Below are 26,342 nucleotides of genomic sequence, written 5' to 3' on the forward strand. Positions count from 1 at the left end.
GCCCTTTTTACTCGCGCAAGCCCTCCAGCAAGGAGTCTCTTTCATGTCCGACCGGCCCGTTGATCCAGCCTGCGATTGTCATTCGATGGATGACATCCCAACCCCGTCGCCCTCGCAAGACCTTGTCCCCTATACGCCTGCCACGGTGCCGACGACGCTCCCCCAACGGGTCGAAGACCTCGACCCACCTTATTCCGCCTACCCGTCAATCTCATTGCGCTCCACCCTGTATCCTGAAAACGCCCCCATCGGCCTGGGCATTCGCCATGTGCGTCCTTATGCGCATTTCATCTTTGAAAAGTGGCACCTCTGGTCGGCCTACGACTATTACGCCCTCTACCTCGATGACCTGCTCAATGCCGTGGCCGCGGACCTCGTCTTCGACGACTTGCCTCGTTACGATCTATTTGTGCCAGAAGAGCATGTGCCTGAAGGCGAAGTGTCGATGTACGGTCGGGTATTGCGCGCAGGTACCTTCCAGGAAAGCACCTCGCCGCTGCAAACTCTCCTGATCAAGACCACTCGCCCCGGCGGCACCGATCGCGACCCGGGCAGCGACTGGCACACCGGCCTGGTCATGACGGTTGAGGGCCTGCCCGAAGGTTCGACGATCGATCGATTGATTGCCGGTGCTGGCGTGTGGTGCCTGATTGAGCCGTATGAGCATAGCCGCCAGAACGACCGCATCGAGCTGTCCTGGGACGGTGTCAAGGTCATACACATCGTCAGCCTCGAAGAAGCGGAAAGCGGCGAGCCGATCCGGATTTTCGTCAGTGAGGCGATCATCCTCCAGGGTGGCCTGCTGGGAACCCTGACCTTGCGCTTTCGGGTACAGGACGTGGTGGGGAACTTTTCCGGGGAAAAGTACCAGTATTCCAAGTCTTACTTCCTGGTCAGCGAGCTGGACCCCAGCCTGCTCGGCGCGCCGATTTTCCTGGTGGATGGCGAGGAGTTCAGCCAGATCGATTTCGACACCCAAAGCAATTCGATCTTTGACGTGCTGGTGCTCACGCCCCGGCAATTCCCGGCACCGACACCCCGGCACCAGATTTTCGTCAGCCTGTTCGCCACCCTGGTCGATGGTTCAACCCAGCTCTTCCCGCTGCCGGCCGCAACGGACAACAACCTGGGTTTTACAACGGTTTCCGTTGACCGCGAAATTATCGAACAATTGGTCGGCGGCTCGTTCCGGGTTTCATTCATCTGGCAAAAGGCGAACGGTGATTTCCTTGGCCAGTCCGGCAGCGTCACCATCACCGTGATCGGCACGCCGGTGTCGATGCCTGGGGTGACGATCAACCCGATCGAGTTGGGCCTGATCGATCCAGACTACGATATCGACGTCACCATCCCGTTCTATGAACCTCAGAATCCGGACTGGCTGGAGACCCTGTACATCGAACACCGGGTACCCGGCGGCGGTGGCGAAATCTACTTCGAGTCCCAACTGGCAGGTCCCCAGGGCGGCAGTCGCCATGTGAGCAAGGAGGACCTGCAACTGTTCAACGGCCTGGGCATCGTTTATTTCTACTACGTGGTCACCGACGGTGAAGACACGCGCAAATCGTTGGAGGTGGGCGCCCAAGTCGGTGAGCGTATTCCCGAGCTGCCTCAGCCGCAGCTTCAAGGCACCGAAGGCAGCAATATCAACCCTGACCACATCGCCGGCCCCACCGTACTGCTGACCTTGCCCTATCTGGGTGCCCAAGAAGGCGATGTGTACCATTGGAACTGCATCGGCTCGGCCCTGGGCGGCTCGGCCAATGACACTATCCTGGTCAATGCGGCGACTGCGGGCCGACCACTGACGTTCCCGGTGACCCGCACCATCCTGGATTTCAACCGCAACGGCAGCCTGCGCATCAGTTACAGCCTGGAACGCAAGGGGCCGCCACGGCAGATCCTGCGCTCGGAGGTGCTGAACCTCAGCGTTGGCGTGGGGGTGGTGCTGGACCGTCCGGAAGTCGCCGAAGCCCAACGCTTTCCGGATCGCCTCGACCCGTTGGCGGCCTTGGCGGGCGCCACCGTGGTGGTGAAATTCCGGCCGATGCACGCCACCGATCGGATTTTTATCGACTGGCTCAGCCCGGATGGCAATGGCAGCTACGCCACAGAAGTGCAGGGCAACCCCGCCACCCACGAGGTGAGGGTGCCCATTCCAAGGGAGGTTATCGCCAAAGGTATTCGTGAAGACGGCAACCGCATCAGCGTGCAGTACCATTTTTTCCGGGGTGCCATTCCCTATGAGTCAGATGTACTGAGCCTGGAATTGCTGCGGCTGATCGGGTTGCCCACACCGACCATCGACGGGATCGGCGACAGCATGGTGCTGCAACTGTCCCTGCTCACCGACGCGACGCGTACGCGTATTTCGGTGTGGAGTTTCATCGCGGCCAACCAGCGCATGTGGATGACCTACGAGGGCACCTTTGACGATGGCACGCCGTTTATCGAGCACACCTACACGGCCAATCTGGTGACCGATACCGGTGTAGTCAGCGGCATTTCCCCGCCCGCACCGGTGGATAAACTGCGCCGGCTCAAGGACGGCTCGCGGCTGAGCATCCGCTTCTGGGTCACCTTGTCTGAAAGTTTCAGCAAGGACCAGGCGGTGCTGTTTGGCGTGCGCGAGCACATCGTACAGGCCATTCCCTCGACGTTGCCGGCACCGGCGTTCGCCAACCTGGTTGCCCCGACCCTGAGTATTTACCCGCTGGATTACGAGAACACCGCTTCGGTGACGGTGGCGTACGACGGGATGAATGGCACGCACCGTATTCATTTGCAGTGGATCTACCCCGACGGCAGCATGGCCACTATTCCCGCCAAGGATGGCCTGGATGGCGGTCGCGTCGACTTCGCCATCAGCCAGAAGATCATGGCCGACAGCGTGGGCAAAGCCATCGAGTTGCGTTATATCGCGACCATCAATGGCCAGCCGGTAGATTCCTTTGTCCAGGCCCTGACCGTTCAGCCCCTGCGCGAGTCGGACTTGCCGAGACCGCTGATCAACGGCATTGCCAATAACGGCACGCTTGACCTCAATACCTTTACTGGCAACGCGACTGCGTCGTTGGCCAAATGGCGGTTGAGTGCTCAGGGACAACGGGTGTGGTTGAGGTGCAGCAGCGTCGGCGTAGATGACTTGCCGGTGCTTGACGGGGTGGCGATCACTTCGGCGGAAGCGGCGAACGGCTTGGTGAACAAGGCGGTACTGCGCAGTTGGCTGGCGGCATTGCCGGATAACCGGCAGATCACAGTCACGTGCAGAGTGAGTTTTGATGGCGGTTCAGTCGAGGCCAGTGCCCAGGAATTCCCAACGTCCACCTACTTCGTGCGCTCAGCACTCGGGGACTTGCGTCTGCCCGTGCTGCTTCAAGCTTCAGGCAGTGGTGCCTCGGTAATCCTGGCCCCATTGAGCGCCTTGAATGGGGGCACGGTGCAGGTGACCTACACCGGTATGCTGACCACCGATAGCATCAAAGTCATCATGGTAGGCAACGGTGCCGCGGGCTCTCCCAACATCCCCGCCAAGAACGGCAGCACGAGCGGCAGCGTTGACTTCCTGATTGCGGCGAGCGCTATTGCTGTCAATATCGGTAACAGCAACCGAACGTTTACGCTCAGGTATGAAGTGACCCGTGGCAGTGAGACCAGGTCTTCTGGAACGGTAACGGTGACGGTTACGCCGATCCCAGCAGCGAACCTGCCTCGCGCGGCCATTCATAACCTTCCCACGGGCGCGACGCTGGATCTGAACACGTTTACTGGCAATGCATGGGCAGCCCTGGGGAGGTGGCCTTTTATTGCTGCCGGGCAACGGGTGTGGATTCTCTGCAGCAGTGCAGGAGTGGCCGATCTGTATGTGCTCAATGGCGTTGCCATCACGGCGGCCGAAGCGGCGAATGGGTTGGCCAATATAACGGTGCTGCGCACGTGGCTGGAGTCGGTGCCCAATAACCAGCAGATCCAGGTGAAGAGCCAGGTGACGCTCAATGGCAGCTTGAACCCTGAAGATGTGATTACTTTACCGACGACGACTTACACGTTGGTGCAGCGAACCAAGTTGTCGCTTACCTGGGACTTTAATGACAACACCTTTCAGGGGTGGGTGCCACAGGGAGGTTATGCTCAAGGACAGTTAGCCGTGGGTGGTGGAGTGGTGAGTACCTATACCGGTGGAGGTCATGATTTTTACGGACTGGTTATGACGCATGTTATTCCCGTGATTGTTGGTCGTACCTATGACGTGGGTTTTTCGGTAACAGCTATTAGTGATACAGGAACCTATGGAACAATTTTGCAACTCGTAGTCAATAGAGTTGCTATTGGTGATTCGGTAAGCACACAAAATCAAATTGGCTGGCGAACAGGCAGTGGTGTTTACACAGCCTCCGCAACAGAGAACGTGACGTTGGGTATTTTCAATTATGTTGGATCTCAAGGAGGAAATGATTTTGCAATGGATAACATTTGGGTAAAGGAACGATAGGTAGCTGAATCCTGAACTAATAAACGGGCTACTTGATAGCCAGACGTTGTGGATTTAGAAAACATGGCCGACTCATTTACTAAGTCGGCCATGTTTTATTATCGTTGCCTTACTCAAATCCTCCAGCGCTTCGCACTCTTCGCCAACCGCCCCCGCATCGCATCCACATTCGCCGCCAGTTGCACCGTCAACAATCGATACCCATCCAATGCGCTGTAGACCGGCGCATCCAGTGAAGGCTCGCCGCCGCTGACAGGGCTGGGCCGCTCCAGCCGCTCCGTGACCCCCGACTTCAATGCCCGCGCCATCCCCACCAGTTGCACTCGAATCTGCCGGTGCTGGGCTTTCAGCATCACCTGCATACGCGCCATCGCCTGTTCATCGCGCGGGTCCGGCCGCGTGTTGCCGAGAATCTCCAGGGTGCTCATGCACATGCGCAGGTGCCGCTGGATGGCGTCCAGTTCGGTCATGGAAATCCGCACTTCCTTGGACACCGACGGCATCAGCGAGCGCAATTGCAGCATCGCCGCATTCAAGCGGTTCAGCAGTTTGAGGTGTTCATCGTCAGTGACCGATTGGCCATTGATGATCCGGCTATAGATCGCGGCACAGTCGCGCAACGCGCTGGCCAGGTTGTAGCGCCACGAGTACACCGCATACAGCGGCAGGGCGAAGGAGAACGCCAGGGCCAGCACGATACCGATCAGGATGTCGACCGTGCGCCACAAGCCATCCGAGATCGGATTGTCACCGTGCCCGGCGACGATAAACACCGTGATCGCCGACAACAGCGCGATGTAGCCGCCCTTGCCGATTGCGTGATAGGAAAAGAACCCGCACACCACCGACATCAACAGGTAAGTCAACAGCGGTTGGCCGAAGTAGGCCTGTTGCACCACCAGCAACAAGCCGACGCTGGCGCCGATCAAGGTGCCGTAGGCGCGCTCCACGGCTTTCTTGCCGATATTGCCGTGGTGCTGCAAGCCACCGATCACAATCAGCATGGTCACCGACGCCCATTCACCATGGGGCAGGTTGATGCCGGTGGTCAGCAGGATCGTCGCCAGCAGGCCAATGGACACGCGCACGGCGTGGATCAGCTTGGCGTGGCGATAGCGGCGGTACGGGTCGAGCAGGGGGCGCAGCAGGCGCCGGGCGAAGAGTGGCAGGTTCATCAGTACTAAAGTGGCCTCGGTTTTGGAGATGTACACAATCCAAATGTGGGAGGGGGCAAGTCGAAACGTCGCACCGCCCCTCCCACATTTAGATCGGCATTGCGCTTAGAAGATATAGTCGGTGGTCAGGAAGCTTGAGTCGCGGTTGCGCAGAATGTCGCTGACCAGCGCCTTGTTGCTGTCCTGGAACTTGGTCGCCACCAGGGTGCGGATCGAAAACACGCGCAGCGCGTCATGTACCGACAGCGTGCCCTCGGCCGAGTTCTTGCGCCCGTTGAACGGGAACGTGTCTGGCCCGCGCTGGCACTGGGCATTGATATTGATGCGGCCGACCTGATTGGCAAAGGTGTCCACCAGGCGCCCGACTTCCACGGCGTTGGTGCCGAAAATACTCAATTGCTGGCCGAAGTCCGAGTCGAGTACGTACTCGATCACCGTCTCCAGATCACGGTAGGGCACGATGGGCACCACCGGGCCGAACTGTTCCTCGTGGTACACGCGCATCTGCGGGTTCACCGGGTACAGCACCGCCGGGTAGAAGAACGAACCCCGGCGGGTACCGCCATTGGCGTTCACCACCTGGGCGCCGTGTTGTTGTGCATCGGCCACCAGCTCGTTGAGGTAATCCACCTTGCCGACTTCCGGCAGCGGTGTCAGTGAAACGCCGTCTTCCCAGGGCATGCCGGGCTTGAGGGTCTCCAGTTTGCGGTTGAATTTCTCGATGAAACTGTCGACCACGTCTTCATGCACAAACAGGATTTTCAACGCGGTGCAACGCTGGCCATTGAAGGACAGCGAGCCGGTGACGGCCTCGCTGACGGCGTTGTCCAGGTCCACCTCCGGCAGCACGATGCCGGGGTTTTTCGCATCCAGGCCCAGTGCTGCACGCAAGCGGTGCGGCTTGGGGTGCAGCTTTTTCAAGTCACTGGCGGCCTTGTTGGTGCCGATAAAGGCAAAGATGTCGATCTTGCCGCTGGCCATCAACGCACTGACGGTTTCGCGACCGCTGCCGTAGATCACGTTGATCACCCCGGCCGGGAAGCTGTCGCGGAAGGCCTCCAGCAACGGTCGAATCAACAGCACACCGAGCTTGGCCGGCTTGAACACCACGGTGTTGCCCATGATCAGCGCCGGGATCAGCGTGGTAAACGTCTCGTTGAGCGGGTAGTTATAGGGGCCCATGCACAGCGCCACGCCCAGGGGGACGCGGCGGATTTGCCCGAGGGTGTCCTGTTCCAGCTCGAAGCGGCTGCTGCGGCGGTCGAGTTCCTTGAGGGCATTGATGGTGTCGGTGATGTAGTCGCAGGTGCGGTCGAACTCTTTCTGTGAGTCCTTGAGGTTCTTGCCTATCTCCCACATCAACAGCGTGACCACTGCGTCGCGCTGTTCGCGCATACGTCGCAAAAATGCCTCGACGTGCTGGATACGCTCCACCACCCGCATCGTCGGCCATTCACCCTGGCCACGGTCATAAGCGCGCACGGCGGCATCGAGGGCGGTGAGGGCGGTGTCGGCGTCCAGCAACGGCGTGCTGCCGATCACCACGCGGCGGTCGCCCAATTGCACCGGGCTCTGCACCTGGGCCAAGGGGCCGTTCCACACCTGCAATTGGCCGTTGACCAGGTAATCACGCTGTTCGATGGGCGCCGCCAGGCGGTATTGCTCGGGAATATCGGCGACGCTGGTGGGAAACAGCTGGTCGAGCAGGTTGCTGGTGGTCATGTCACTTCCCCTGGAATAGTTGCAAAATATGACTAGAGAGTCACCCAACACAGGGCTCTATGGCAAGGCTTGTGCGCTTTGCAGTACGCACCGGGGCGTGTGGCCTGCTCTTCGAGATAGTAGACTGCGCGCCTTTCTTGAAGGAGTTCACATGAGTCAGTACCAGCCGGGCATTCTTGCCGCACCGGTGCCTTTGCAGGCACGCCATCTGTTTTTTGTCGTGGATACCCTGGCAGCCGTGCCCGCTGCGCTGGACGCGCTGGTGCAGTTGACCGATTCGGCGGCAGTGGTCGGATTTGGCGAGCCGCTGGTAAACGCGCTGGGTGCAACGATTGATGGCTTGCGCAGCTTTCCTGCCGTGAGCGCGCCGGGCGCGCACAACCCGTCCACCCAGCAGGCACTGTGGGTGTGGCTGCATGGCGTCGATCGCGGCGAGTTGCTGCTGCGCAGTCGCTCTTTCGAGAAGGCCCTGGCCCCGGCGTTTCGCCTGGTGCAGTCGACCGAAGGCTTCCGCTACAAGACGGGCTTCGACCTCACCGACTACGAAGACGGCACCGAAAACCCCCACGACGACGCCGCCGTTGAAGCCGCCTTGACCGACAGCGGCGCCAGCTTCGCCGCGATCCAGCAATGGCAGCACGACCTCGATGGTTTCGCCGCGTTGCCCGCCCAGGAGCGTGACTACATCATCGGCCGCCGCCATGGCGACAACGAAGAGCTGGAAGACGCTCCCGAATCCGCCCACACCAAGCGTACCGCCCAGGAAAGCTTCACCCCTGAGGCCTTCGTGGTGCGCCGCTCCATGCCTTGGGCCGAAAATGGCCAGGCTGGGTTGATGTTCCTTGCATTCGGCCATTCCTTCGATGCGTTCGAAGCGCAACTGCGCCGCATGAGCGGGTTGGAAGACGGGATTGTCGATGGCCTGTATCGGATCAGCACGCCGTTGACCGGTGGCTACTACTGGTGCCCGCCGACCCTCGGTGGGCGCCTGGACCTGAGTGCACTGGCAGGCTGATCGCCTTTACCTGTGGTGCGTGGCTGAACATGAAAATTCGGACAGCCACGCAATCCCCCACTGAAAAAATCCCCGGCTGCCCGTAATCTAGACACCTTTGCCACCTGTGCGGATTGTTCATGTCTTCTGTTGCCGATGGGCTGCCCCTCAATAAACGCCTGCCTGCCGTGATCGCGATCTCCCTGGGAATCGGCATGGCGACGCTGGACACGGCCATCGTCAACACGGCGTTGCCGACCCTGGCCGAAGGGATTGGCACCGATTCCGCCTCGGTGATCTGGGTGGTCAACGCTTACCAGTTGGCGATTATCGCCACGGTGCTGCCGTTTGCGTCGCTCAGCGATGTGCTCGGGCACCGCCGCGTGTATCTCGGCGGGTTGCTGCTGTTTATCGTCTCGTCGCTGTTTTGCGGGCTGGCCGGCTCGCTGGTCAGCCTGACCGCCGCCCGTGTGGTGCAGGGGCTGGGGGCGGCGGCGATCATGAGTGTCAATACGGCGTTGCTGCGGCATATCTACCCGTCAAAAATGCTCGGGCGTGGCCTGGGCTATAACTCGCTGGTGGTGGGGCTGGCGTTTACCCTGGGGCCCACGGCGGCGTCGGCGATTCTGTCGGTGGCGACCTGGCACTGGCTGTACCTGATCAATGTGCCGTTGGGGCTGTTGGCCCTGGCACTGGGCTTGCGTTCATTGCCGACCCTGCCGATGACCGGGCATGCCTTCGATCGCCTCGCGGCCGCGCTGTGTGCCGGGTTGTTCGCCTTGCTGGTGCTGGGACTGGGTACGGCGGTGCACGGTGCGCAGGGGGCGTTGACCCTTGGCTTGATAGCGGTGGCGCTGGTGTGTGGCGCGTTACTGCTGCGCCGGCAGGCCGGTCACCCGGCGCCGATGCTGGCGTTGGATCTGTTCAAGCGCCCGGTGTTTGCGTTGTCTTCCCTCACGGCGATCTGCGCTTTCAGCGCCCAGGGCCTGGCTTTTGTGTCGCTGCCCTTTCTGCTGCAGGCGGTGCTGGGGCATAGCCAGGTGGAAACCGGGTTCCTGATGACGCCGTGGCCGGCGGTCGTGGCGGTGATGGCGCTGGTCGCCGGTCGCCTGGCTGACCGTGTGTCCCTGGGCCTGCTGTGCGGTATCGGGCTGTTGATGTTGAGCGTGGGGATGGCCGCGTTGGCGACCTTGGGCAACGGCGCATCGGCCTTCGATATCGGCTGGCGCATGGCGCTGTGCGGTGCCGGTTTCGGCTTCTTCCAGTCGCCCAACCTCAAGGCCTTGATGACCAGTGCGCCGTTGGCGCGCAGCGGTGGGGCCAGCGGCATCGTGGCGATTTCGCGGTTGCTGGGGCAGACGCTGGGGGCGTCGTTGGTGGCGCTGTGTTTCCACCTGTCCCAGGGCAATGGCCCGCTGTATGCGCTGTGGCTGGGTTGCGTGTTTGCGCTGGTGGGCGCCGTGGCCAGTGGCCTGCGTCTGCTGCCTTACGGGAAAAAGCCGTTGTAAAACCTGCGGCGGGAGGGCTACCGTGGCGACCTGAATATTTCGGGATGTTTCAGATTTATGTCCAGCTTGGCCCTCCGCACTGCTGATACCCATTCCCGCCGCGCTGCGTTGACCTTGGCGTTATGCCTGCCCAGTGATGTGTTGCTCTATCTGCTGCTGCCCATGGAGTCCCAGGCCTTCGGCATCACGCTCGCCCAGGCCGGGGTGTTGCTGGCGGCCAACCGGCTGGTGCGGATTTTCGGTTACCGGCATGTGCTGAATTTCTACGCACGCAACGGTGATCGCCTGACCTGCATGATCGCCGCCGGTGCCGCAACGCTGTGTGCGCTGGGTAATTCGGTGTTGTCGGGTTTTGCCGCATTGTTGGGGCTGCGGCTGGTGTGGGGCCTGTGTTTTGCCGCGTTGAACCTGTCGACCCAGGTATTGGCCACCTCCGAACCGGAGGGGGCCGCGCGCCGGGCCGGGCGTTCGCGGGCCTTGATCGCCTGGGGGCCGATGCTGGCGTTGCCGTTGGGTGGCTGGCTGACGCTGTGGGCCGGGCCGCGGCCGATCTTTGTGATCCTCGCCGGCTGTTGCCTGGTGGGGCTGTGGATGGCGCGCAGCCTGCCCAGCGCCGGGCATGATTTGCACAGCACCCCCGGGCGCCGCTTCAAGTGGCCCGACAGCGTGGCGATGTGGTCGTTTATCGAAGGCGTGGCGCTGGACGGACTGTTTATTTTCGGCCTGTCGATCCAGGCGCAGAAGCTGCTCGGCGGCGACGCGGTGCTGATCGCGGGCGGCTTGATGGCGCTGCGTTATGTCTCGGAAATGCTCCTGAGCCCCCTGGGCGGCCGCGCGGCGCAGCGCTTTGGCGCCACCTCGATGTTGTTGCTGTTTTCGTTCCTGAGTGCCTTGGCCTTGACGGCGTTCGGCAGCTATTGGGTGGTTGTCGGCGCGGCAGCGGTGTTGGTGCTGCGCGCGTTGCAACTGCCCCTGGTGACCACCTTGGTCGCCGAGCGCAACCCCGGTTCGATGCGGGTGTCGGCCCTGGCGTCCAACGCGGTATGGCGTGACATCGGCGCGGGCCTCGGGCCACTGCTGGCGGGCCTGCTGTTGCCGGTGGCCTCGGCACCCCTGGTGTTTGGCGTGGCAGGCGCTGCGATTGCGCTGAGTGCGCTGTTTTGCTGGCGTACGCGCGTGGCTGGCGACTGACTTACGCGCTTTTCAAGCCTTCCAGCCAGATGGGATCGAAACGGGTTTGCTCGGTGTCCATCCCCAGTGCCTGCATCTTGTTTTTATGCGCGTTCATTTCGCCGACCAACTGCGCCTGGGCGCTGGAGTTGGCATCCAGTTCATGCATCTGCGTCAGCCCCAAATGGTAGAAACGCAGCACCTTGATCGCCGTCGGGTCATTGGCCTGCACCCGCTCTGTGACGGTGTGCATCACATTGGTCACGCGCATCAGGTTGCGCTTGAGCTGCCAGCCATACACGGCCGGCGCCAGCCAGGGTTGGCTCCAGAACGGGCCGCGCACCAGGGCGAGGGTAATCAACACCCCGGCGAATACGCCGCCGACATTGAAGCGCATGTTGTCACCGCCGGGTTCGCCGAACAGCATTACCGCCAGGCTCGACAGCAGCATGGCCAAGGCCATGAACAGCGCGGCTACGATCAGTGTGCTGCGGCGGGTCTGTTGGCGGTAGGTGACGGGGTCGCAGGGTTTGAGCTCGAACATCCGGTCCAGGTCTCCAGGGCGGGTAGGGAGTGGCATCTTCTCATGGCCAGCGGTCAGCGGTGGGGCAATCAAGTTGAACCATGATCTGGGGCAGTTTCTCTAAATTGGTGTACTCCCTTTGAGGTGAACCACCATGCCCGAATACAAGCAGCCACCGCCCGGTACACCCGACCCTGATCGCACCCCCGGTGAAGAAGAGCGTGACAACGATGCCTTGCGCCCCAATGACCCGAAAGAGCGTGATGCACAGGATGATGTGGAGCGCGTCGAACAAGACCTGGAAAATCTTCACGACAAAGCTCGCCCCCTATAACAGGAGATCATGATGAACAAGCGCTCGGATGGACCCCCCTCCAACGAACACGCCAGCGGCAAGGATGAGTTGGGATTTGATCCGGACTCGCCGGATGTGGCAGATCCGCAGGTTGATCCGGTAGGTCCGGCCATCGCCCCGCTGGATAAAAAGGACAAGGAAGAGGCGAAAAAAAAGCCGCCCTACGATCCGTTGGGCGACTTGAAAAAATGAACTGAGCCCCGCCATTGAGCGGGGCTTTTGTTTATCTGGGCGGCATCCAGGTGACGTCGGTGATGCCGTACTTCTCTGCCCATGGGCGCGTGGTTTTTTTCACCTGTTCATGACCAACCCGGCCGATACGGCTGACATGCGCAATGTCAGCGTCAACGGCCGCCCAGTGCCACGCCTCGGCGTTGTTCATCACTTCGGCACGCACCACAAAGGACTTCGGTTGACCGTGCAGTTGGTAGTTGATGGTGTAGATTTTTGCGGTACTCATGTTGCCTCCCTGTCTTGTTATAGATGGATAGGGAACGGTTTAAAAAGGTTCACTCAAAATGACAATCTGCATGCTTGCGCGGCATAGTGACCCCTCCCTTCCGCGCCCAAGGATCGCGCCATGACCCTCCTGAACCATAGCCGCCTGTACCTGCAACGCCTGGGTTACGACTCGCCACCACCGCCCACCCTGCAGACCCTGCGGGATTTGCAACTGCGTCATGTGTGCACCTTCGCCTTTGAAAGCCTGTCGACCCTGCTGCGTCTGCCGGTGCCGATCGACTTGCCGAGCGTCGAACAGAAAGTCTTGTTCGAGGGGCGGGGTGGGTATTGCTATGAGTTGAACCAGATGTTCCTGGCGCTGTTGCAAGAGTTGGGCTTCGATGCACGCGGCATTACCGGCCGGGTGGTGATGGGCGGGCCACCGGAGGCGCGCACGGCGCGTACCCATCGCCTGAGCCTGGTGACACTGGACGGCGTGCGTTACGTCACCGACGTCGGCTTTGGTGGCATGGTGCCCAGCAGTCCGTTGCAGTTGCACACACAAGCCGTTCAGGCCACGGCCCATGAGCCGTATCGCCTGGCGCTCAATGAGCAGGAGGGCAGCTACACCTTGTGGGCCGAGGTCGCGGGGGAATGGCGTGGCTTGTATGTGTTCGACCTGCAAGTGCAGGCAGACATCGACTACGAAATCGGTAACTGGTACGTCTCGACCCATCCAGGTTCGCCGTTCCTGGGCCAATTGAAAGTCGCACGCCTGGCAGCGGGCGAACGCCACACCTTGAACAACGCCCATTATGCGATTCACTACCTGGATCGGCCGAGTGACAAGCGCGTGATCCAGAGCGCCGACGAACTGCTGGGAGTGCTGGGCACTACCTTTGGGATTCGCGTGCCGGTTCACCCTCAGCTGGATTCAACCCTTGATGGCTTGGTAATGGCTGCCCGCCAGGAGTATTGATCTAGAGCCATCGCTGAACCGTTTTACCTCCAAGAGGGGGCAAATTTTTTCGAACCTTTGGTGCCAACCCGGGTTCGAAGCGTTTCCTGAATAATTTGCCCACCAGACAAGGAGATGTAAGCGATGTCCAAACTATTCGGAAACTTCCTCAAGCATTCCTCACTGCTGGCGCTCGTCGCCGCGCCAGCCGTGGTGTTCGCCGCACCGTCCACTGACCCGATTTCTACCTTTGGGATTCTGGGCAGCTACAACGACTTCAAGCTCGAAGGCGGTAGTGAAAGTGATAAGGACCACATGCCCGAAGCCGGCCTTTTCTACAACTTCGGCAACAAGCTCACCGCCGAGTCGGGCTTTATCTACCAGGCAGGCGTGGAAGCCAAGTACGGTAAAAAGAGTGATAACACACTCAAGGAAGGCCAGGCCGACCTGGATCTCGGCTGGCGTGCCGCGCTGGATGCGCGCAACTTTGTCGACGTGATCGTTGGCGGCGGTTACAGCTGGACCCGCTATGAGCTGGACTCGAACGACTACGACATGGAACTCACCAACAAGTCGCCGTTCGCCAAGGCAGCCTTGGGCTACAACCATCAGTTCGATGACATGACGCTGCGTTTTGAAGCGGGTGCGCGTCGCACCCTTGATGGTCGTACGAAGCTCAAGGTGGACGGCGTGGGCAGCGATACCGTAGACCTCAAGGACCGCACCAACCCTTACGCCGAAGTCAGCCTGCTGATGAACCAGAAGGGCGACCTGCCGGTGATGGCGGGCCTTTACTACACCCGCACCGAATACAAGCTAGACGGTGATTCCGAAGTGGCCGATAACACTCGGCTCAAGCGGGATGAGTACGGGGTCAAGGTAGGCATCGCGTTTTAACGCGGTTGCAACGTAAAACGCCCCGAACATTCGGGGCGTTTTTTTTAGAGCTATTGCAGGTCAGCCCAGAACGCAAAAACGGCGCCCGAAGGCGCCGTTTCTGTTGACTCACATACCGCTAAGCGATCAAACCCCCAGCACCGCGTGCTGCACCAGGGTGAGCAACGGTTGTGGGTACACGCCGAGGAAGAAGGCGAGCAGGGCGATAGCCAGCAGCATCACACCACCGGCTTTCTGTTCCCAGTGCAGCTCGGCATCCACACGGCGCAGGTTTGGCTCGATCAGGTACAGGGTGACCATCACGCGCAGGTAGTAGAACACGCCGATGGCACTGCCCAGCACCAGGGACGCAACCAGCCACCACTCGTGGGCTTCGACACCGGTAGCGACGATGTAGAACTTGCCGATGAAACCCGCAGTCAGCGGGATACCGGCCAGGGACAGCATCATCACGGTGAGTACGGCGGTCAGGTACGGACGGCGCCAGAACAGGCCGCGATATTCGTACAGGGCGTCGGCGTCACGGCCTTTGTAAGGCGAGGACATCAGGGTGATCACGCCGAACGCGCCGAGGCTGGTGATCACGTAGGTGACCAGGTACACGCCGATGGCTTCCACGGCCAGGCCTTTGCTCGCCACCAGGGCGATCAGCAGGTAGCCGAAGTGAGCGATAGACGAGTAACCCAACAGACGCTTGAGGTTGTTCTGGGTCAGCGCCAGCAGGTTGCCGAACAGGATCGATGCGATGGCAATCACGGTCAGCACGTTGCTCAGCACGCCGGTGTTGGCGGCAGGCGAGATCTGGAACAGACGCACCATCACCGCAAACACAGCGACCTTGGACGCAGTCGCCAGGAACGCCGCCACCGGCGCCGGGGCGCCTTCGTACACGTCCGGGGTCCACAGGTGGAACGGCACCAGGGAGAGCTTGAACGCCAGGCCGATCAGCATCATCGCCAGGCCCAGTTGGGCAATCGGCGCCGGGCTGTTGGTGGCGGCCAGGGCGTGACCGATACCGGTGAAGCTCAGGCTGCCGGCTTCGGCGTAGAGCAGGGCCATGCCGAACAACAGGAACGCGGAACCGGCGGCCGACAGCACCATGTACTTGATGCCGGCTTCCAGGGAACGCTTGTTGAAGAAGGCGTAGGCCACCAGGCCGTAGGTCGGGATCGACAGCAGTTCCAGGCCGATGAACAAGCCGGCCAGGTGCTGCGCGCTGACCAGCACGATACCGCCGGCCGCAGCCAGCAGGATCAGCAGGTACAGCTCTTCGCGGTTGCCCGGGTAGCCGGTGCCGCCTTCGCCGAGGTAGGCGTGGGCGAGGGTGACGCAGGCCAGCGTGGCGACGAGGATCAGCGCGATATACAGCAGCGCGAAGTCATCGACCATCATCAGCGGGGTCACCGTCAGTGGCGCGACCTTGAGTGCCGGGATAATCGACAGCAAGGCCAGGTTCAAACCGGCGCACGACAGCAGGAACGTTTGTGAGTGATTGCGGCGCCAGGCGATCGCCAGCATCACCACCACGATGGTGAGGCTGGTGATCAGCAGCGGCGCAAGCGCGATAAAGTGTTGGATCGTGAATTCCATAGCGCTCTTACCGGGCCGAAGCGAGTTGAGAGAAGGCGGTGCCGAACCACTGCTGCACGCCATGCATCGTTGCGGCAGAAGTGTCCAGGAACGGTTGCGGGTACACGCCGATGTAGATCAGCAATACCGCAAGGCCGAGCACCATGATCAGTTCGCGAGCATCCATCCCTTTCAGGACGGCGTCGGACTTGGCCGGGCCGAAGTAGGCGCGGTGGATCATGATCAGCGAGTAGACCGAACCGAATACCAGGCCGGAGGTAGCAATGGCGCTGATCCACGGCGTTTGCACGAAGGCACCCATCAGGATCAGGAACTCGCCGATGAAGTTACCGGTACCCGGCAAGCCCAGGGAGGCGGCGGCGAAGAACAGGCTGATCGCCGGCAGGTACGCGATACGCGACCACACGCCGCCCATCTCACGCATGTCACGGGTGTGCAGGCGCTCGTACAACTGGCCACTCAGGATAAACAGTGCGGCGGCGGAGACGCCGTGGGCCAACATCTGGATCACAGCGCCTTGCAACGCCAACTGGCTGCCGGAGTAGATGCCGATCAGTACGAAGCCCATGTGGGAAACGGACGAGAAGGCAATCAGACGCTTGATGTCGGTTTGCGCGAACGCCAGGAACGCACCGTAGAAGATCCCGATCAGACCGAGGGTCATGGCAATCGGCGCGAACTCGGCCGAGGCATTCGGGAACAGCGGCAGGGCGAAACGCAGCAGGCCGTAGGCCGCCGTCTTCAGCAGGATACCGGCCAAGTCCACGGAGCCGGCGGTCGGCGCCTGGGCGTGAGCATCCGGCAGCCAGGAGTGGAACGGCACCACCGGCAGCTTCACCGCGAAGGCGATGAAGAAGCCCAGCATCAGGATGTACTCGGTGGTCAGGGACATCTTGGTTTTCAACAGGTCGGCGTAGTTGAAGGTAATCACGCCGGTGTTGTTGAAGTTGACCAGTACCAGACCCAGGATCGCCACCAACATGATCAGGCCGGAAGCCTGGGTGAAGATGAAGAACTTGGTCGCCGCGTAGATCCGGGTTTTCTTGCCGTCCGAAGAACTGTGACCCCAGAGCGCGATGAGGAAGTACATCGGCACCAGCATCATTTCCCAGAAGAAGAAGAACATGAACAGGTCGAGGGCGAGGAACACGCCGACAACGCCGCCCAGGATCCACATCAGGTTCAGGTGGAAGAAGCCCACGTGACGCTGGATCTCTTTCCAGGAGCAGAGTACCGAGAGGATACCCAGCAGGCCGGTCAGCAGGATCATCAACAGCGACAGGCCATCGAGGGCCAGGTGCACGTTGATGCCGAAGCGCTGGATCCACACGTGCTTGAATTCAAGCGCGAACGTCGGATCGACACCCGGTGCCGGAGCAAATGAATAGTCGCCATGGGCCCACAGCCAGAGGCCGAGTGCGAGTTCCAGGGACATGGTCAGCAACGCAATCCAGCGGGGGAGGGTGGCGCCGAAGCGTTCACCCATCCAGCAGAGCAGGCCGCCGATAAAGGGGATCAGGATTAGCCAGGGCAGAATCATGACGGGCTCGTTTCCTTTCGCAAGTTCGCAAAGTTCATATCAGACCGCTACCACAACGATGGCGCCGATCACCAGAACGGCACCGGCCGCCATGGACGCTGCATACCAACGCAATTGGCCAGTCTCGGTACGGCTCAGGGCGGTGTGACCGCCTTTGGCCGCGCGCGGGATCAAACCGATGGTCTGGTCGAGCGGGTCTTTACGCAGCACGTGACTGATGGCCAGGTATGGCTTGACGAACAGTTTGTCGTAGATCCAGTCGAAGCCCCAGGCCGCGAACCACCAGGCCGAGAGGAAACGGCCGATGCCACTGTTGGCCACGGCGGTCACGAAGCGACGCTTGCCGAGGAACAGCATGGCCGCCAGCAGGATACCGGCGATGGCAATGGCGCCCGAGGCGATTTCAAGGCTGTGCTTGGCGGCGCCGCCGGCATGGCCGGCGCTTTCCGGCAGTACACCGGCCAGTGGCGGGGTGATCAGGGCGCCGATGAAGGTCGACAGGATGATCAGCACCGACAGTGGCAACCAGTGGGAGATGCCGTGGCCTGCGTGTGCTTCGGTCTTGGCTTCACCGTGGAAGGTGATGAAGATCAGGCGGAAGGTGTACAGCGAGGTCATGAACGCACCCACCAGGCCTGCGTACAGCAGGTTCTGGTTACCGCTGGCAAAGGCTTCCCAGAGTATTTCGTCCTTGGAGTAGAAACCGGCGGTCACCAGCGGCAGGGCGGCCAGGGCGGCACCACCGACGATGAAGCTGGCGTAGGCCAGTGGCAGTTTCTTCCACAGGCCGCCCATCTTGAAGATGTTCTGCTCGTGGTGGCAGGCAACGATCACCGCACCGGAGGCCAGGAACAGCAGGGCCTTGAAGAAGGCGTGGGTCATCAGGTGGAAGATCGCCGCGTCCCAGGCGCCGACGCCCAGGGCCAGGAACATGTAGCCAATCTGGCTCATGGTCGAGTAGGCGAGGATACGCTTGATGTCGGTCTGCACCAGCGCGGCGAAGCCGGCCAGTACCAGGGTCACGCCGCCGACGATGCCCACCAGGTGCAGGATGTCCGGCGCCAGGGTGAACAGGCCGTGGGTACGGGCGATCAGGTAGACACCGGCGGTAACCATGGTTGCGGCGTGGATCAGGGCCGACACCGGGGTAGGACCGGCCATCGCATCCGCCAGCCAGGTTTGCAGCGGCAGTTGCGCGGATTTACCCACGGCGCCGCCCAGCAGCATCAGGGTCGCCAGGGTGATCCAGAAGTCGCCGACCTGGAATTTCTGCGGTGCCAGCACCAGCAGTTCCTGGATGTTCAGCGTGCCCACCTGTTGGAACAGGATGAACAGGCCGATGGCCATGAACACGTCGCCGATCCGGGTGACGATAAATGCCTTGAGTGCCGCGTTACCGTTGTTGCGGTTGCTGTAGTAGAAACCGATCAACAGGTACGAGCACAGGCCCACGCCTTCCCAACCGAAGTACAGGAACAACAGGTTATCGCCGAGCACCAGGAACAGCATGCTGGCGATAAACAGGTTGGTGTACGAGAAGAAGCGCGAGTAGCCCGCTTCACCGCGCATGTACCAGGACGCGAACAGGTGGATCAGGAAGCCCACGCCGACGACCACGCCGAGCATGGTGATCGACAGGCCGTCGACGTAGAGGGCGAAGTTGGGCTTGAAGCCTTCCACCGACATCCACTGCCACAGCACCAGGGTGTAGTGACCACCTTCCGGCGGCGCCACGTTGAATTGCCAGATGACGTAGGCGGCGACAATGGCCGACAGGCCAATGGAGCCCACACCGATCAGGGCCGAAAGGTTTTCCGACCAGCGTCCGCGAGAGAACGACAGCAGCAGGAAACCGATCAGGGGAAATACGAAAGTCAGAAAGATCATGTTCATCCGCGCATCTCACTGGCAGCGTCGATATCAAGCGTGTGGAAGCGACGATACAGTTGCAGCAGGATCGCCAGGCCGATACTGGCCTCGGCGGCTGCCAGGCTGATCACCAGGATGAACATCACTTGTCCATCCGGCTGGCCCCAACGTGCACCTGCAACGATGAACGCCAGTGCCGCAGCATTCATCATGATTTCCAGGCTCATCAACACGAACAGAATGTTACGGCGAACCATCAGGCCGACCAGGCCAAGGCAGAACAGGATGCCGGCGACCGCCAGACCATGCTCCAAAGGGATAGCAGGCATCGTCATTGCTCCTTGGCTTCGTTACGGCCCAAGTGGAAGGCGGTGATGGCTGCGGCGAGCAGCAGCATCGAAGCCAGTTCGACCACCAGCAGGTACGGGCCGAACAGGCTGATGCCCACGGCTTTCGCGTCCACGGTGGTGTGGCCGATGGCCTGGCCGCTCTGGTGAGCGAACAGCACATACAGCAGTTCACCCAGCAGCAGCGCTGCGAGGACAACCGGGCCGAGCCAGATGCCGGGCTTGAGCCAGACGCGTTCCTGGGCGACCGAGGCCGGCCCGAGGTTGAGCATCATCACCACAAACACGAACAGCACCATGATGGCGCCGGCGTAGGCGATCACTTCGAGCACACCGGCGAACGGCGCGCCGAGGCTGAAGAAGGTCATGGCCACGGCGATCAGCGAAATGATCAGGTAGAGCAGGGCGTGCACGGGGTTGGTGTTGGTGATCACGCGAAGCGTGGACACCACTGCAATACCCGATGCGAAATAGAAAGCGAATTCCATCTTTCTTCCTTAAGGCAGCAAGCTCTTCACGTTGATCGGCTCGGCTTCGTTTTGTGCGGCGCCTTTCGGCTTACCGGCAACGGCCATACCTGCAACACGATAGAAGTTGTAATCAGGGTTTTTACCGGGACCAGAGATCAGCAGATCTTCTTTCTCGTACACCAGGTCCTGACGTTTGAACTCGGCCATCTCGAAATCCGGTGTGAGCTGGATCGCGGTGGTCGGGCAAGCTTCCTCGCAGAGGCCGCAAAAAATGCAGCGCGAGAAGTTGATGCGGAAGAAGTCCGGGTACCAGCGACCGTCTTCGGTTTCAGCTTTCTGCAGGGAGATGCAACCCACCGGGCACGCCACGGCGCACAGGTTGCAGGCCACGCAACGCTCTTCGCCATCGGGGTCGCGGGTCAGTACGATGCGGCCGCGATAGCGCGGCGGCAGGTACACCGCTTCTTCCGGGTATTGCAGGGTGTCGCGCTTGCGGAAGCCATGGCCGAAAACCATCACCAGGCTTCGCAACTGGGTACCGGTACCCTTAACGATGTCGCCAATATATTTGAACATGGGTCAAATCCTCACTGAACCGCGCCCGCTGGCGTGTTCAACAACACAACGGCAGCAGTCACCAGCAAATTGATCAGGGTCAGCGGCAGGCAGAAACGCCAGCTGAAATCCATCACCTGGTCATACCGTGGACGCGGAATGGAAGCGCGCAGCAGGATAAACAGCATGATGAAGAACGCGGTCTTCAGGAAGAACCAGAAGAACGCCAGCTGCGGCAGGATGCCGAATGGACCGTGCCAGCCGCCGAAGAACAGCGTGACCAGCAGGGCCGAGATCAAGATGATGCCGATGTACTCACCGACGAAGAACATGCCCCATTTCATGCCGGCGTATTCAATGTGGTAACCGTCGGCCAGTTCCTGTTCCGCTTCCGGCTGGTCGAACGGGTGACGGTGAGTCACGGCGACGCCGGCGATGAAGAACGTACAGAAGCCGAAGAACTGCGGAATGATGAACCACAGGTTCTGCGCCTGGTACTCGACGATGTCGCGCATGTTGAACGAGCCGACCTGCACCACGATGCCCATCAGCGCGAGGCCCATGAACACTTCGTAGGACACGGTCTGGGCCGAGGCCCGCAAGCTGCCCAGCAGGGCGAACTTGTTGTTGCTCGACCAGCCGGCGAACAGCACCGCGTAGACCGACAGGCCGGCCATGGCGAAGAAGAACAGCAAGCCGATGTTCAGGTCCGCCACGCCCCAGGTCGGGGTGATCGGGATGACTGCGAACGCAATCAGCAAGGCGCTCATGGCCACGACCGGTGCCAGGGTGAAGATCACCTTGTCGGCAAACGGCGGGGTCCAGTCTTCCTTGAAGAACATCTTCAGCATGTCGGCAGCGATCTGGAACATACCGAACGGGCCAACGCGGTTCGGACCGTAACGGTCCTGCCACCAGCCCAGCAGGCGACGTTCGACGAAGCTGAGCAGGGCGCCCGCGACGACCACGGCCAACAGGATCACGATGGCCTTGACGACCGAGATGATCACGTCGATCACTTCAGGGGTGAACCAGGTCATTGCGCTGCCTCCTGCAGACCGTCAACGGTTTTGCCAAAGATCGCAGGCGGGATACCGGCGAGGCCTTTAGGCAGTGCAACCAGGCCGGCACCCAACGCTTCGTTGATGCGCAGCGGCAGACGCAGGGTCTGGCCGGCCACGGTCACGCTGAGCAGGGCACCGTCGTTGACGCCCAGGCGGTCGGCTTCGGACTTGGCCAAGGACACGTAGGCCTCTGGAATGCGCTCTTGTACCGGTGCGGCCTTGGAAGAGGTCTCTTCGCTGCCGAACAGGTGGAAGAGCGGCACGACCTGCCAGGTGCCCTGGGCCGGGTTGAACGGACGCGGGACCGCAGCGAACCAGTTCAACGCGTCGCCCTGAGGCTCGATCAGGCGGGTGCCCGGGTCGCCGGCGCGGATATGCCCACCGACTTCGTCCTGGAACTTGTTCCAGGCCTGCGGCGAGTTCCAGCCCGGCGACCAGGCAAACGGCACCTGCTGACGTGGCTCGACCGAACCCGAGTAACCTTCCATGGAGAAGGCGAACGCGGTGTCGTTGTCTTGTGGCGTACGCGGTTCGTGCACGCTGATGTCGGCGCGCATGGCGGTACGACCGGAGTAACGCAGCGGCTCACGGGCGAGCTTCATGCCCTTGATGCGGAACGCGGCGGACGGTGCGGCGTCGACGATACGCGCCAGCTGCGGCGCGCTCGCGGCGGCGGCGGCGGTCACGTGGTCGAGCTGGGTCCAGTCGATCGGCTGGTTCAGCAGGGTCGCGCGCAGGGCATGCAGCCAGCGCCAGCCTTCGTGAACCAGGATGCTGGCGTCCATGTACTTCGGATCGAACACCTGGAAGAAGCGCTGGGCACGGCCTTCCTGGCTGACCAGGGTACCGTCGCCTTCGGCGAAGGTGGCGGCTGGCAGTACCAGGTGGGCGCGATTGCTGGTGGCGGTCTTCTGGTGGTCGGCGACGATCAGGACCTTGGCGGCGTTCAGCGCAGCGTCGACCTTGGCGGCATCGGTGCGGGTGTACAGGTCGTTTTCCAGCACCACGATCGCATCGGCAGTGCCGTCGATCACGGTTTGCAGGGCGGCGTCCAGGGACTCGCCACCGAGCATGGCCAGGCCGAGGCTGTTGGCTTCCGGCACGACCAGGCTGATGGAACCGTTCTTGTCGCGCAGCTTCAAGGCCTTGGCGATGTTGGCGGCGGCTTCGATCAAGGCCTTGGAACCCAACGAGGTACCGGCAATGATCAAGGGACGCTTGGCTGCCAGCAGGGCGTCGGCGATGCGTTGGGCCAATTCGACGGCTTCAGTGTCCAGGCCTTCGACCGCTGGTGCGCTGGCGTCGAGGGCGTGGGCCACGGCGAAACCGAGGCGCGCCAGGTCGTCCGGTGCAGCGTGGACGCATTCTTCGGCGATGTCGTCGAGCTTGGTTTCCGCCAGGCTGGCGATAAACAGCGGGTTCAGCGCGTGCTGGCCGATGTTTTTCACCGCAGCGTCGAGCCAAGGCTGTACGCGCATGGCGTCGGCCATGTCTTCGGCCTTGCCTTTGACCGATTGACGCAGGGACAGCGCGATACGCGCGGCGGTCTGGGTCAGGTCTTCACCGAGCACGAAGATGGCATCGTGGTCTTCGATGTCGCGCATGTTCGGCACCGGCAGCGGGCTGTCGTTCAGCACCTGCAGGACCAGGCGAATGCGCTCCAGCTCACCGGCTTCGATACCGGAGTAGAAGTGCTCGGCACCCACCAGCTCGCGCAACGCATAGTTGCTTTCGAGGCTGGCGCGGGGCGAACCGATACCGACGATGTTGCGGCCGCGCAGCAGGTCGGCGGCTTTATCCAGCGCCGCGTCCAGGCTCAGCTTGGCGCCATCGGCCAGCAGTGGCTGGCGTGGGCGGTCTTCGCGGTTGACGTAGCCATAGCCGAAACGGCCACGGTCGCACAGGAAGTACTGGTTGACCGAACCGTTGAAGCGGTTTTCGATGCGACGCAGTTCGCCGTAGCGCTCGCCGGGGGAGATGTTGCAACCGCTCGAGCAGCCATGGCAGATGCTTGGCGAGAACTGCATGTCCCACTTACGGTTGTAGCGCTCGGAGTGGGTCTTGTCGGTGAACACACCGGTCGGGCAGACCTCGGTGAGGTTGCCGGAGAACTCGCTTTCGAGCACGCCGTCTTCAACGCGCCCGAAGTACACGTTGTCGTGGGCGCCGAATACGCCGAGGTCGGTACCGCCGGCGTAGTCTTTATAGAAGCGTACGCAGCGGTAGCAGGCGATGCAGCGGTTCATCTCGTGGGAAATGAACGGGCCCAGTTGCTGGTTCTGGTGGGTACGCTTGGTGAAGCGATAACGGCGCTCGTTGTGGCCGGTCATCACCGTCATGTCTTGCAGGTGGCAGTGACCGCCTTCCTCACAGACCGGGCAGTCGTGGGGGTGGTTGGTCATCAGCCATTCGACAACGCTGGCGCGGAACGCCTTGGATTCATCATCGTCGATGGAGATCCAGGTGTTGTCGGTGGCTGGGGTCATGCAGGACATGACGATACGACCACGGGTGTCGTTTTCGTCGGTGTACTGCTTGACCGCACACTGGCGACAGGCACCGACGCTACCAAGCGCGGGGTGCCAGCAGAAATAAGGGATGTCGAGGCCTAGTGACAGACACGCCTGTAACAGGTTGTCCGCCCCATCGACTTCGAGCGCTTTGCCGTCTACGTGGATAGTGGCCATGGTTCAAAGTTCTTCGTTGGCCCGTTGTCAGCGGGCGTGGCTAATGGAATCTTGTTGTTCATGTGCATCTACACAGCCTTGACGGCGTCAGCACATGAGAAAGCGAAGGGCACGGACCCTTCGCTTTTTAAGCGTTACGCGCCGACTACGATCGGCCTTGCCAGAGGCGGGACGGCGGCGCTGGTAGGCGCGATGCCGGCTTCGAACTCCGAGCGGAAGTATTTGATTGCGCTGCCCAATGGCTCCACGGCGCCCGGTGCGTGAGCACAGAAGGTCTTGCCTGGGCCGAGGAAACCGACCAGCCCCAGCAGGGTCTCGATGTCACCCTCGCGGCCTTCGCCATTTTCCAGGGCCATCAGCAGCTTGACGCTCCACGGCAGACCGTCGCGGCATGGGGTGCAGAAGCCGCAGGATTCACGGGCAAAGAACTGCTCCATGTTGCGCAGCAGCGAGACCATGTTCACGGTGTTGTCCACCGCCATCGCCAGGCCGGTACCCATCCGGGTGCCCACCTTGCCGATGCCGCCGGCATACATCTGTGCGTCGAGGTGCTCGGGGAGCAGGAAGCCGGTGCCGGCGCCGCCTGGCTGCCAGGCCTTGAGGGTGTAGCCGTCGCGCATGCCGCCGGCGTAGTCCTCGAACAGCTCGCGTGCGGTCACGCCGAATGGCAGTTCCCACAGGCCAGGGTTCTTGACCTTGCCGGAGAAGCCCATGAGCTTGGTGCCCATGTCTTCGCTGCCTTCGCGGGCCAACGATTTGTACCAGTCCACGCCGTCGGCGATGATCGCCGGCACGTTGCACAGGGTCTCGACGTTGTTCACGCAGGTCGGCTTGCCCCACACGCCCACGGCGGCAGGGAAGGGCGGCTTGGAACGCGGGTTGGCGCGGCGGCCTTCGAGGGAGTTGATCAGTGCGGTTTCTTCACCGCAGATGTAACGCCCGGCGCCGGTGTGCACGAACAGTTCGAAGTCAAAACCCGAACCGAGGATGTTCTTGCCCAACAGGCCTGCGGCCTTGGCTTCTGCTACGGCACGGTTGAGGTGCTTGGCGGCGGTGGTGTATTCGCCGCGCAGGAAGATGTAGCCACGGTAGGTTTTCAGCGCGCGGGCGCTGATCAGCATGCCTTCGATCAGCAGATGGGGCAGTTGCTCCATCAGCATGCGGTCTTTCCAGGTGTTGGGCTCCATTTCATCCGCGTTGCACAGCAGGTAGCGGATGTTGATGGATTCGTCTTTGGGCATCAGGCCCCACTTCACGCCCGTGGGGAAGCCTGCACCGCCGCGACCTTTGAGGCCGGCGTCCTTCACGGTCTGGACGATGTCGTCCTGGGCCATGTCGGCGAAGGCCTTGCGCGCAGCGGCGTAACCGTTCTTGGCCTGGTACTCGTCGAGCCATACCGGCTCGCCGTCGTCACGCAGGCGCCAGGTCAGCGGGTGGGTTTCGGCCGAACGCTTGATCAGGTTGGCCGGGCCGAAGGAAGTCAGGGTCATGGGTAGCCCTCGAGCAATTGGGTCACGCCAGCAGGCTGCACGTCACCGAATGTGTCGTCGTCGATCATCAACGCCGGCGCCTTGTCGCAGTTGCCCAGGCAGCACACCGGCAGCAGCGTGAAGCGGCCGTCCGGGGTGGTTTGGCCGAGGCCGATGCCCAGCGTGTTCTGGATCTCGCTGACCACTGATTCGTGGCCACCGATGTAGCAGACCATGCTGTCGCACACGCGAATGATGTGACGGCCGACCGGCTGGCGGAAGATCTGGCTGTAGAACGTCGCCACGCCTTCAACGTCGCTGGCGGGGATGCCGAGGATCTCGCCGATGGCGTAGAGGGCGCCGTCCGGCACCCAGCCACGTTCCTTCTGGACGATCTTCAAGGCTTCGATCGACGCCGCGCGCGGGTCTTCGTAGTGATGCAGCTCGTGCTCGATGGCCGAGCGCTCGGTTTCACTCAGGGTGAAACGGTCTGTCTGGATAAGCGTGCTGTTCATG

Annotated in this window: 22 protein-coding genes; 8 read left to right on the top strand and 14 right to left on the bottom strand. The window is 61.5% G+C overall.

Features of this window, described 5'->3' with window-relative positions; translation table 11 throughout:
* Positions 1–43: 43 nt before the first annotated feature.
* A complete protein-coding gene (locus tag ACHPFG_RS11860) occupies positions 44–4,492 on the top strand; it encodes a YncE family protein (protein WP_431702601.1) in 4,449 nt (1,482 codons plus the stop codon).
* Between the two features lie 113 nt (positions 4,493–4,605).
* Here ACHPFG_RS11860 and ACHPFG_RS11865 read toward each other — a convergent pair whose 3' ends face one another.
* Complete coding sequence (locus ACHPFG_RS11865; protein ID WP_431702603.1) at positions 4,606–5,667, bottom strand: FUSC family protein; 1,062 nt, start codon at positions 5,665–5,667, stop codon at positions 4,606–4,608.
* Positions 5,668–5,772: 105 nt separating this feature from the next.
* Positions 5,773–7,389, bottom strand: coding sequence for an NADP-dependent glyceraldehyde-3-phosphate dehydrogenase (locus tag ACHPFG_RS11870; protein WP_431702605.1), 1,617 nt, complete (start codon positions 7,387–7,389; stop codon positions 5,773–5,775).
* 151 nt (positions 7,390–7,540) lie between these two features.
* On the opposite strand from ACHPFG_RS11870, the gene ACHPFG_RS11875 reads away from it, so the two are divergent.
* From ACHPFG_RS11875 to ACHPFG_RS11885, 3 genes are all read left to right on the top strand, one after another.
* Entirely contained in the window at positions 7,541–8,404 is an 864-nt protein-coding gene (locus tag ACHPFG_RS11875) for a Dyp-type peroxidase (RefSeq protein ID WP_431702607.1), read from the top strand.
* Positions 8,405–8,523: 119 nt separating this feature from the next.
* Entirely contained in the window at positions 8,524–9,891 is a 1,368-nt protein-coding gene (locus tag ACHPFG_RS11880) for an MFS transporter (protein WP_431702609.1), read from the top strand.
* A gap of 57 nt (positions 9,892–9,948) precedes the next feature.
* Positions 9,949–11,082 (top strand): MFS transporter, encoded by a 1,134-nt coding sequence (locus ACHPFG_RS11885; RefSeq protein ID WP_431702611.1) that lies wholly within the window; start codon positions 9,949–9,951, stop codon positions 11,080–11,082.
* Between the two features lies 1 nt (position 11,083).
* Here ACHPFG_RS11885 and ACHPFG_RS11890 read toward each other — a convergent pair whose 3' ends face one another.
* Positions 11,084–11,605: a DUF3087 domain-containing protein gene (locus tag ACHPFG_RS11890; RefSeq protein WP_431703466.1), complete on the bottom strand. Its 522-nt coding sequence runs from the start codon at positions 11,603–11,605 to the stop codon at positions 11,084–11,086.
* 133 nt (positions 11,606–11,738) lie between these two features.
* On the opposite strand from ACHPFG_RS11890, the gene ACHPFG_RS11895 reads away from it, so the two are divergent.
* Positions 11,739–11,918, top strand: coding sequence for a hypothetical protein (locus tag ACHPFG_RS11895; protein ID WP_131698072.1), 180 nt, complete (start codon positions 11,739–11,741; stop codon positions 11,916–11,918).
* A gap of 12 nt (positions 11,919–11,930) precedes the next feature.
* A complete protein-coding gene (locus tag ACHPFG_RS11900) occupies positions 11,931–12,131 on the top strand; it encodes a DUF6021 family protein (protein ID WP_131698071.1) in 201 nt (66 codons plus the stop codon).
* 31 nt (positions 12,132–12,162) lie between these two features.
* Here ACHPFG_RS11900 and ACHPFG_RS11905 read toward each other — a convergent pair whose 3' ends face one another.
* Positions 12,163–12,399: a DUF6555 family protein gene (locus tag ACHPFG_RS11905; RefSeq protein ID WP_131698070.1), complete on the bottom strand. Its 237-nt coding sequence runs from the start codon at positions 12,397–12,399 to the stop codon at positions 12,163–12,165.
* 120 nt (positions 12,400–12,519) lie between these two features.
* Here ACHPFG_RS11905 and ACHPFG_RS11910 point away from each other — a divergent pair, with 120 nt between their 5' ends.
* A complete protein-coding gene (locus ACHPFG_RS11910; protein WP_431702614.1) occupies positions 12,520–13,359 on the top strand; it encodes an arylamine N-acetyltransferase family protein in 840 nt (279 codons plus the stop codon).
* Positions 13,360–13,482: 123 nt separating this feature from the next.
* Positions 13,483–14,235: an outer membrane beta-barrel protein gene (locus ACHPFG_RS11915; RefSeq protein WP_339542410.1), complete on the top strand. Its 753-nt coding sequence runs from the start codon at positions 13,483–13,485 to the stop codon at positions 14,233–14,235.
* 126 nt (positions 14,236–14,361) lie between these two features.
* Here ACHPFG_RS11915 and nuoN read toward each other — a convergent pair whose 3' ends face one another.
* The 10 genes from nuoN to nuoE all read right to left on the bottom strand — a co-directional run bounded on the left by nuoN (position 14,362) and on the right by nuoE (position 26,341).
* Positions 14,362–15,825 carry an NADH-quinone oxidoreductase subunit NuoN gene (gene nuoN, locus ACHPFG_RS11920; RefSeq protein ID WP_431702616.1) on the bottom strand — a complete coding sequence of 488 codons (1,464 nt, stop codon included), beginning with the start codon at positions 15,823–15,825 and terminating at the stop codon, positions 14,362–14,364.
* Between the two features lie 7 nt (positions 15,826–15,832).
* On the bottom strand, positions 15,833–17,365 hold the full coding sequence (gene nuoM / locus ACHPFG_RS11925; RefSeq protein WP_339542409.1) for an NADH-quinone oxidoreductase subunit M: 1,533 nt from the start codon (positions 17,363–17,365) through the stop codon (positions 15,833–15,835).
* Between the two features lie 39 nt (positions 17,366–17,404).
* Positions 17,405–19,258, bottom strand: coding sequence for an NADH-quinone oxidoreductase subunit L (gene nuoL / locus ACHPFG_RS11930; RefSeq protein ID WP_145337656.1), 1,854 nt, complete (start codon positions 19,256–19,258; stop codon positions 17,405–17,407).
* Positions 19,255–19,563 (bottom strand): NADH-quinone oxidoreductase subunit NuoK, encoded by a 309-nt coding sequence (gene nuoK, locus ACHPFG_RS11935; protein WP_003174727.1) that lies wholly within the window; start codon positions 19,561–19,563, stop codon positions 19,255–19,257. The genes nuoL and nuoK overlap by 4 nt, the downstream gene beginning before the upstream one ends.
* Positions 19,564–19,565: 2 nt before the next feature.
* Positions 19,566–20,069 carry an NADH-quinone oxidoreductase subunit J gene (gene nuoJ / locus ACHPFG_RS11940; RefSeq protein ID WP_003174726.1) on the bottom strand — a complete coding sequence of 168 codons (504 nt, stop codon included), beginning with the start codon at positions 20,067–20,069 and terminating at the stop codon, positions 19,566–19,568.
* A gap of 9 nt (positions 20,070–20,078) precedes the next feature.
* Entirely contained in the window at positions 20,079–20,627 is a 549-nt protein-coding gene (gene nuoI / locus ACHPFG_RS11945) for an NADH-quinone oxidoreductase subunit NuoI (protein ID WP_003174725.1), read from the bottom strand.
* Positions 20,628–20,638: 11 nt separating this feature from the next.
* Complete coding sequence (gene nuoH / locus ACHPFG_RS11950) at positions 20,639–21,646, bottom strand: NADH-quinone oxidoreductase subunit NuoH (protein ID WP_057721782.1); 1,008 nt, start codon at positions 21,644–21,646, stop codon at positions 20,639–20,641.
* Positions 21,643–24,357, bottom strand: a complete 2,715-nt coding sequence (nuoG, locus tag ACHPFG_RS11955) for an NADH-quinone oxidoreductase subunit NuoG (protein ID WP_431702621.1) — start codon at positions 24,355–24,357, stop codon at positions 21,643–21,645. The genes nuoH and nuoG overlap by 4 nt, the downstream gene beginning before the upstream one ends.
* Before the next feature lie 134 nt (positions 24,358–24,491).
* Positions 24,492–25,847 carry an NADH-quinone oxidoreductase subunit NuoF gene (nuoF, locus tag ACHPFG_RS11960; RefSeq protein WP_027606325.1) on the bottom strand — a complete coding sequence of 452 codons (1,356 nt, stop codon included), beginning with the start codon at positions 25,845–25,847 and terminating at the stop codon, positions 24,492–24,494.
* Complete coding sequence (gene nuoE / locus ACHPFG_RS11965; protein WP_127880709.1) at positions 25,844–26,341, bottom strand: NADH-quinone oxidoreductase subunit NuoE; 498 nt, start codon at positions 26,339–26,341, stop codon at positions 25,844–25,846. The genes nuoF and nuoE overlap by 4 nt, the downstream gene beginning before the upstream one ends.
* Position 26,342 lies beyond the last annotated feature (1 nt).

The organism is Pseudomonas sp. BR20 (assembly GCF_050780135.1).
In the GTDB taxonomy this organism is placed as follows: Bacteria; Pseudomonadota; Gammaproteobacteria; order Pseudomonadales; family Pseudomonadaceae; genus Aquipseudomonas.

What these genes read in the sequence shown, in the direction of transcription:
- ACHPFG_RS11860 (WP_431702601.1), top strand. Translation starts at nt 44, where the DNA reads ATGTCCGACCGGCCCGTTGATCCAGCCTGCGATTGTCATTCGATGGAT.
- ACHPFG_RS11865 (WP_431702603.1), bottom strand. Translation starts at nt 5,667, where the DNA reads ATGAACCTGCCACTCTTCGCCCGGCGCCTGCTGCGCCCCCTGCTCGAC.
- ACHPFG_RS11870 (WP_431702605.1), bottom strand. Translation starts at nt 7,389, where the DNA reads ATGACCACCAGCAACCTGCTCGACCAGCTGTTTCCCACCAGCGTCGCC.
- ACHPFG_RS11875 (WP_431702607.1), top strand. Translation starts at nt 7,541, where the DNA reads ATGAGTCAGTACCAGCCGGGCATTCTTGCCGCACCGGTGCCTTTGCAG.
- ACHPFG_RS11880 (WP_431702609.1), top strand. Translation starts at nt 8,524, where the DNA reads ATGTCTTCTGTTGCCGATGGGCTGCCCCTCAATAAACGCCTGCCTGCC.
- ACHPFG_RS11885 (WP_431702611.1), top strand. Translation starts at nt 9,949, where the DNA reads ATGTCCAGCTTGGCCCTCCGCACTGCTGATACCCATTCCCGCCGCGCT.
- ACHPFG_RS11890 (WP_431703466.1), bottom strand. Translation starts at nt 11,605, where the DNA reads ATGTTCGAGCTCAAACCCTGCGACCCCGTCACCTACCGCCAACAGACC.
- ACHPFG_RS11895 (WP_131698072.1), top strand. Translation starts at nt 11,739, where the DNA reads ATGCCCGAATACAAGCAGCCACCGCCCGGTACACCCGACCCTGATCGC.
- ACHPFG_RS11900 (WP_131698071.1), top strand. Translation starts at nt 11,931, where the DNA reads ATGAACAAGCGCTCGGATGGACCCCCCTCCAACGAACACGCCAGCGGC.
- ACHPFG_RS11905 (WP_131698070.1), bottom strand. Translation starts at nt 12,399, where the DNA reads ATGAGTACCGCAAAAATCTACACCATCAACTACCAACTGCACGGTCAA.
- ACHPFG_RS11910 (WP_431702614.1), top strand. Translation starts at nt 12,520, where the DNA reads ATGACCCTCCTGAACCATAGCCGCCTGTACCTGCAACGCCTGGGTTAC.
- ACHPFG_RS11915 (WP_339542410.1), top strand. Translation starts at nt 13,483, where the DNA reads ATGTCCAAACTATTCGGAAACTTCCTCAAGCATTCCTCACTGCTGGCG.
- nuoN (WP_431702616.1), bottom strand. Translation starts at nt 15,825, where the DNA reads ATGGAATTCACGATCCAACACTTTATCGCGCTTGCGCCGCTGCTGATC.
- nuoM (WP_339542409.1), bottom strand. Translation starts at nt 17,365, where the DNA reads ATGATTCTGCCCTGGCTAATCCTGATCCCCTTTATCGGCGGCCTGCTC.
- nuoL (WP_145337656.1), bottom strand. Translation starts at nt 19,258, where the DNA reads ATGAACATGATCTTTCTGACTTTCGTATTTCCCCTGATCGGTTTCCTG.
- nuoK (WP_003174727.1), bottom strand. Translation starts at nt 19,563, where the DNA reads ATGCCTGCTATCCCTTTGGAGCATGGTCTGGCGGTCGCCGGCATCCTG.
- nuoJ (WP_003174726.1), bottom strand. Translation starts at nt 20,069, where the DNA reads ATGGAATTCGCTTTCTATTTCGCATCGGGTATTGCAGTGGTGTCCACG.
- nuoI (WP_003174725.1), bottom strand. Translation starts at nt 20,627, where the DNA reads ATGTTCAAATATATTGGCGACATCGTTAAGGGTACCGGTACCCAGTTG.
- nuoH (WP_057721782.1), bottom strand. Translation starts at nt 21,646, where the DNA reads ATGACCTGGTTCACCCCTGAAGTGATCGACGTGATCATCTCGGTCGTC.
- nuoG (WP_431702621.1), bottom strand. Translation starts at nt 24,357, where the DNA reads ATGGCCACTATCCACGTAGACGGCAAAGCGCTCGAAGTCGATGGGGCG.
- nuoF (WP_027606325.1), bottom strand. Translation starts at nt 25,847, where the DNA reads ATGACCCTGACTTCCTTCGGCCCGGCCAACCTGATCAAGCGTTCGGCC.
- nuoE (WP_127880709.1), bottom strand. Translation starts at nt 26,341, where the DNA reads ATGAACAGCACGCTTATCCAGACAGACCGTTTCACCCTGAGTGAAACC.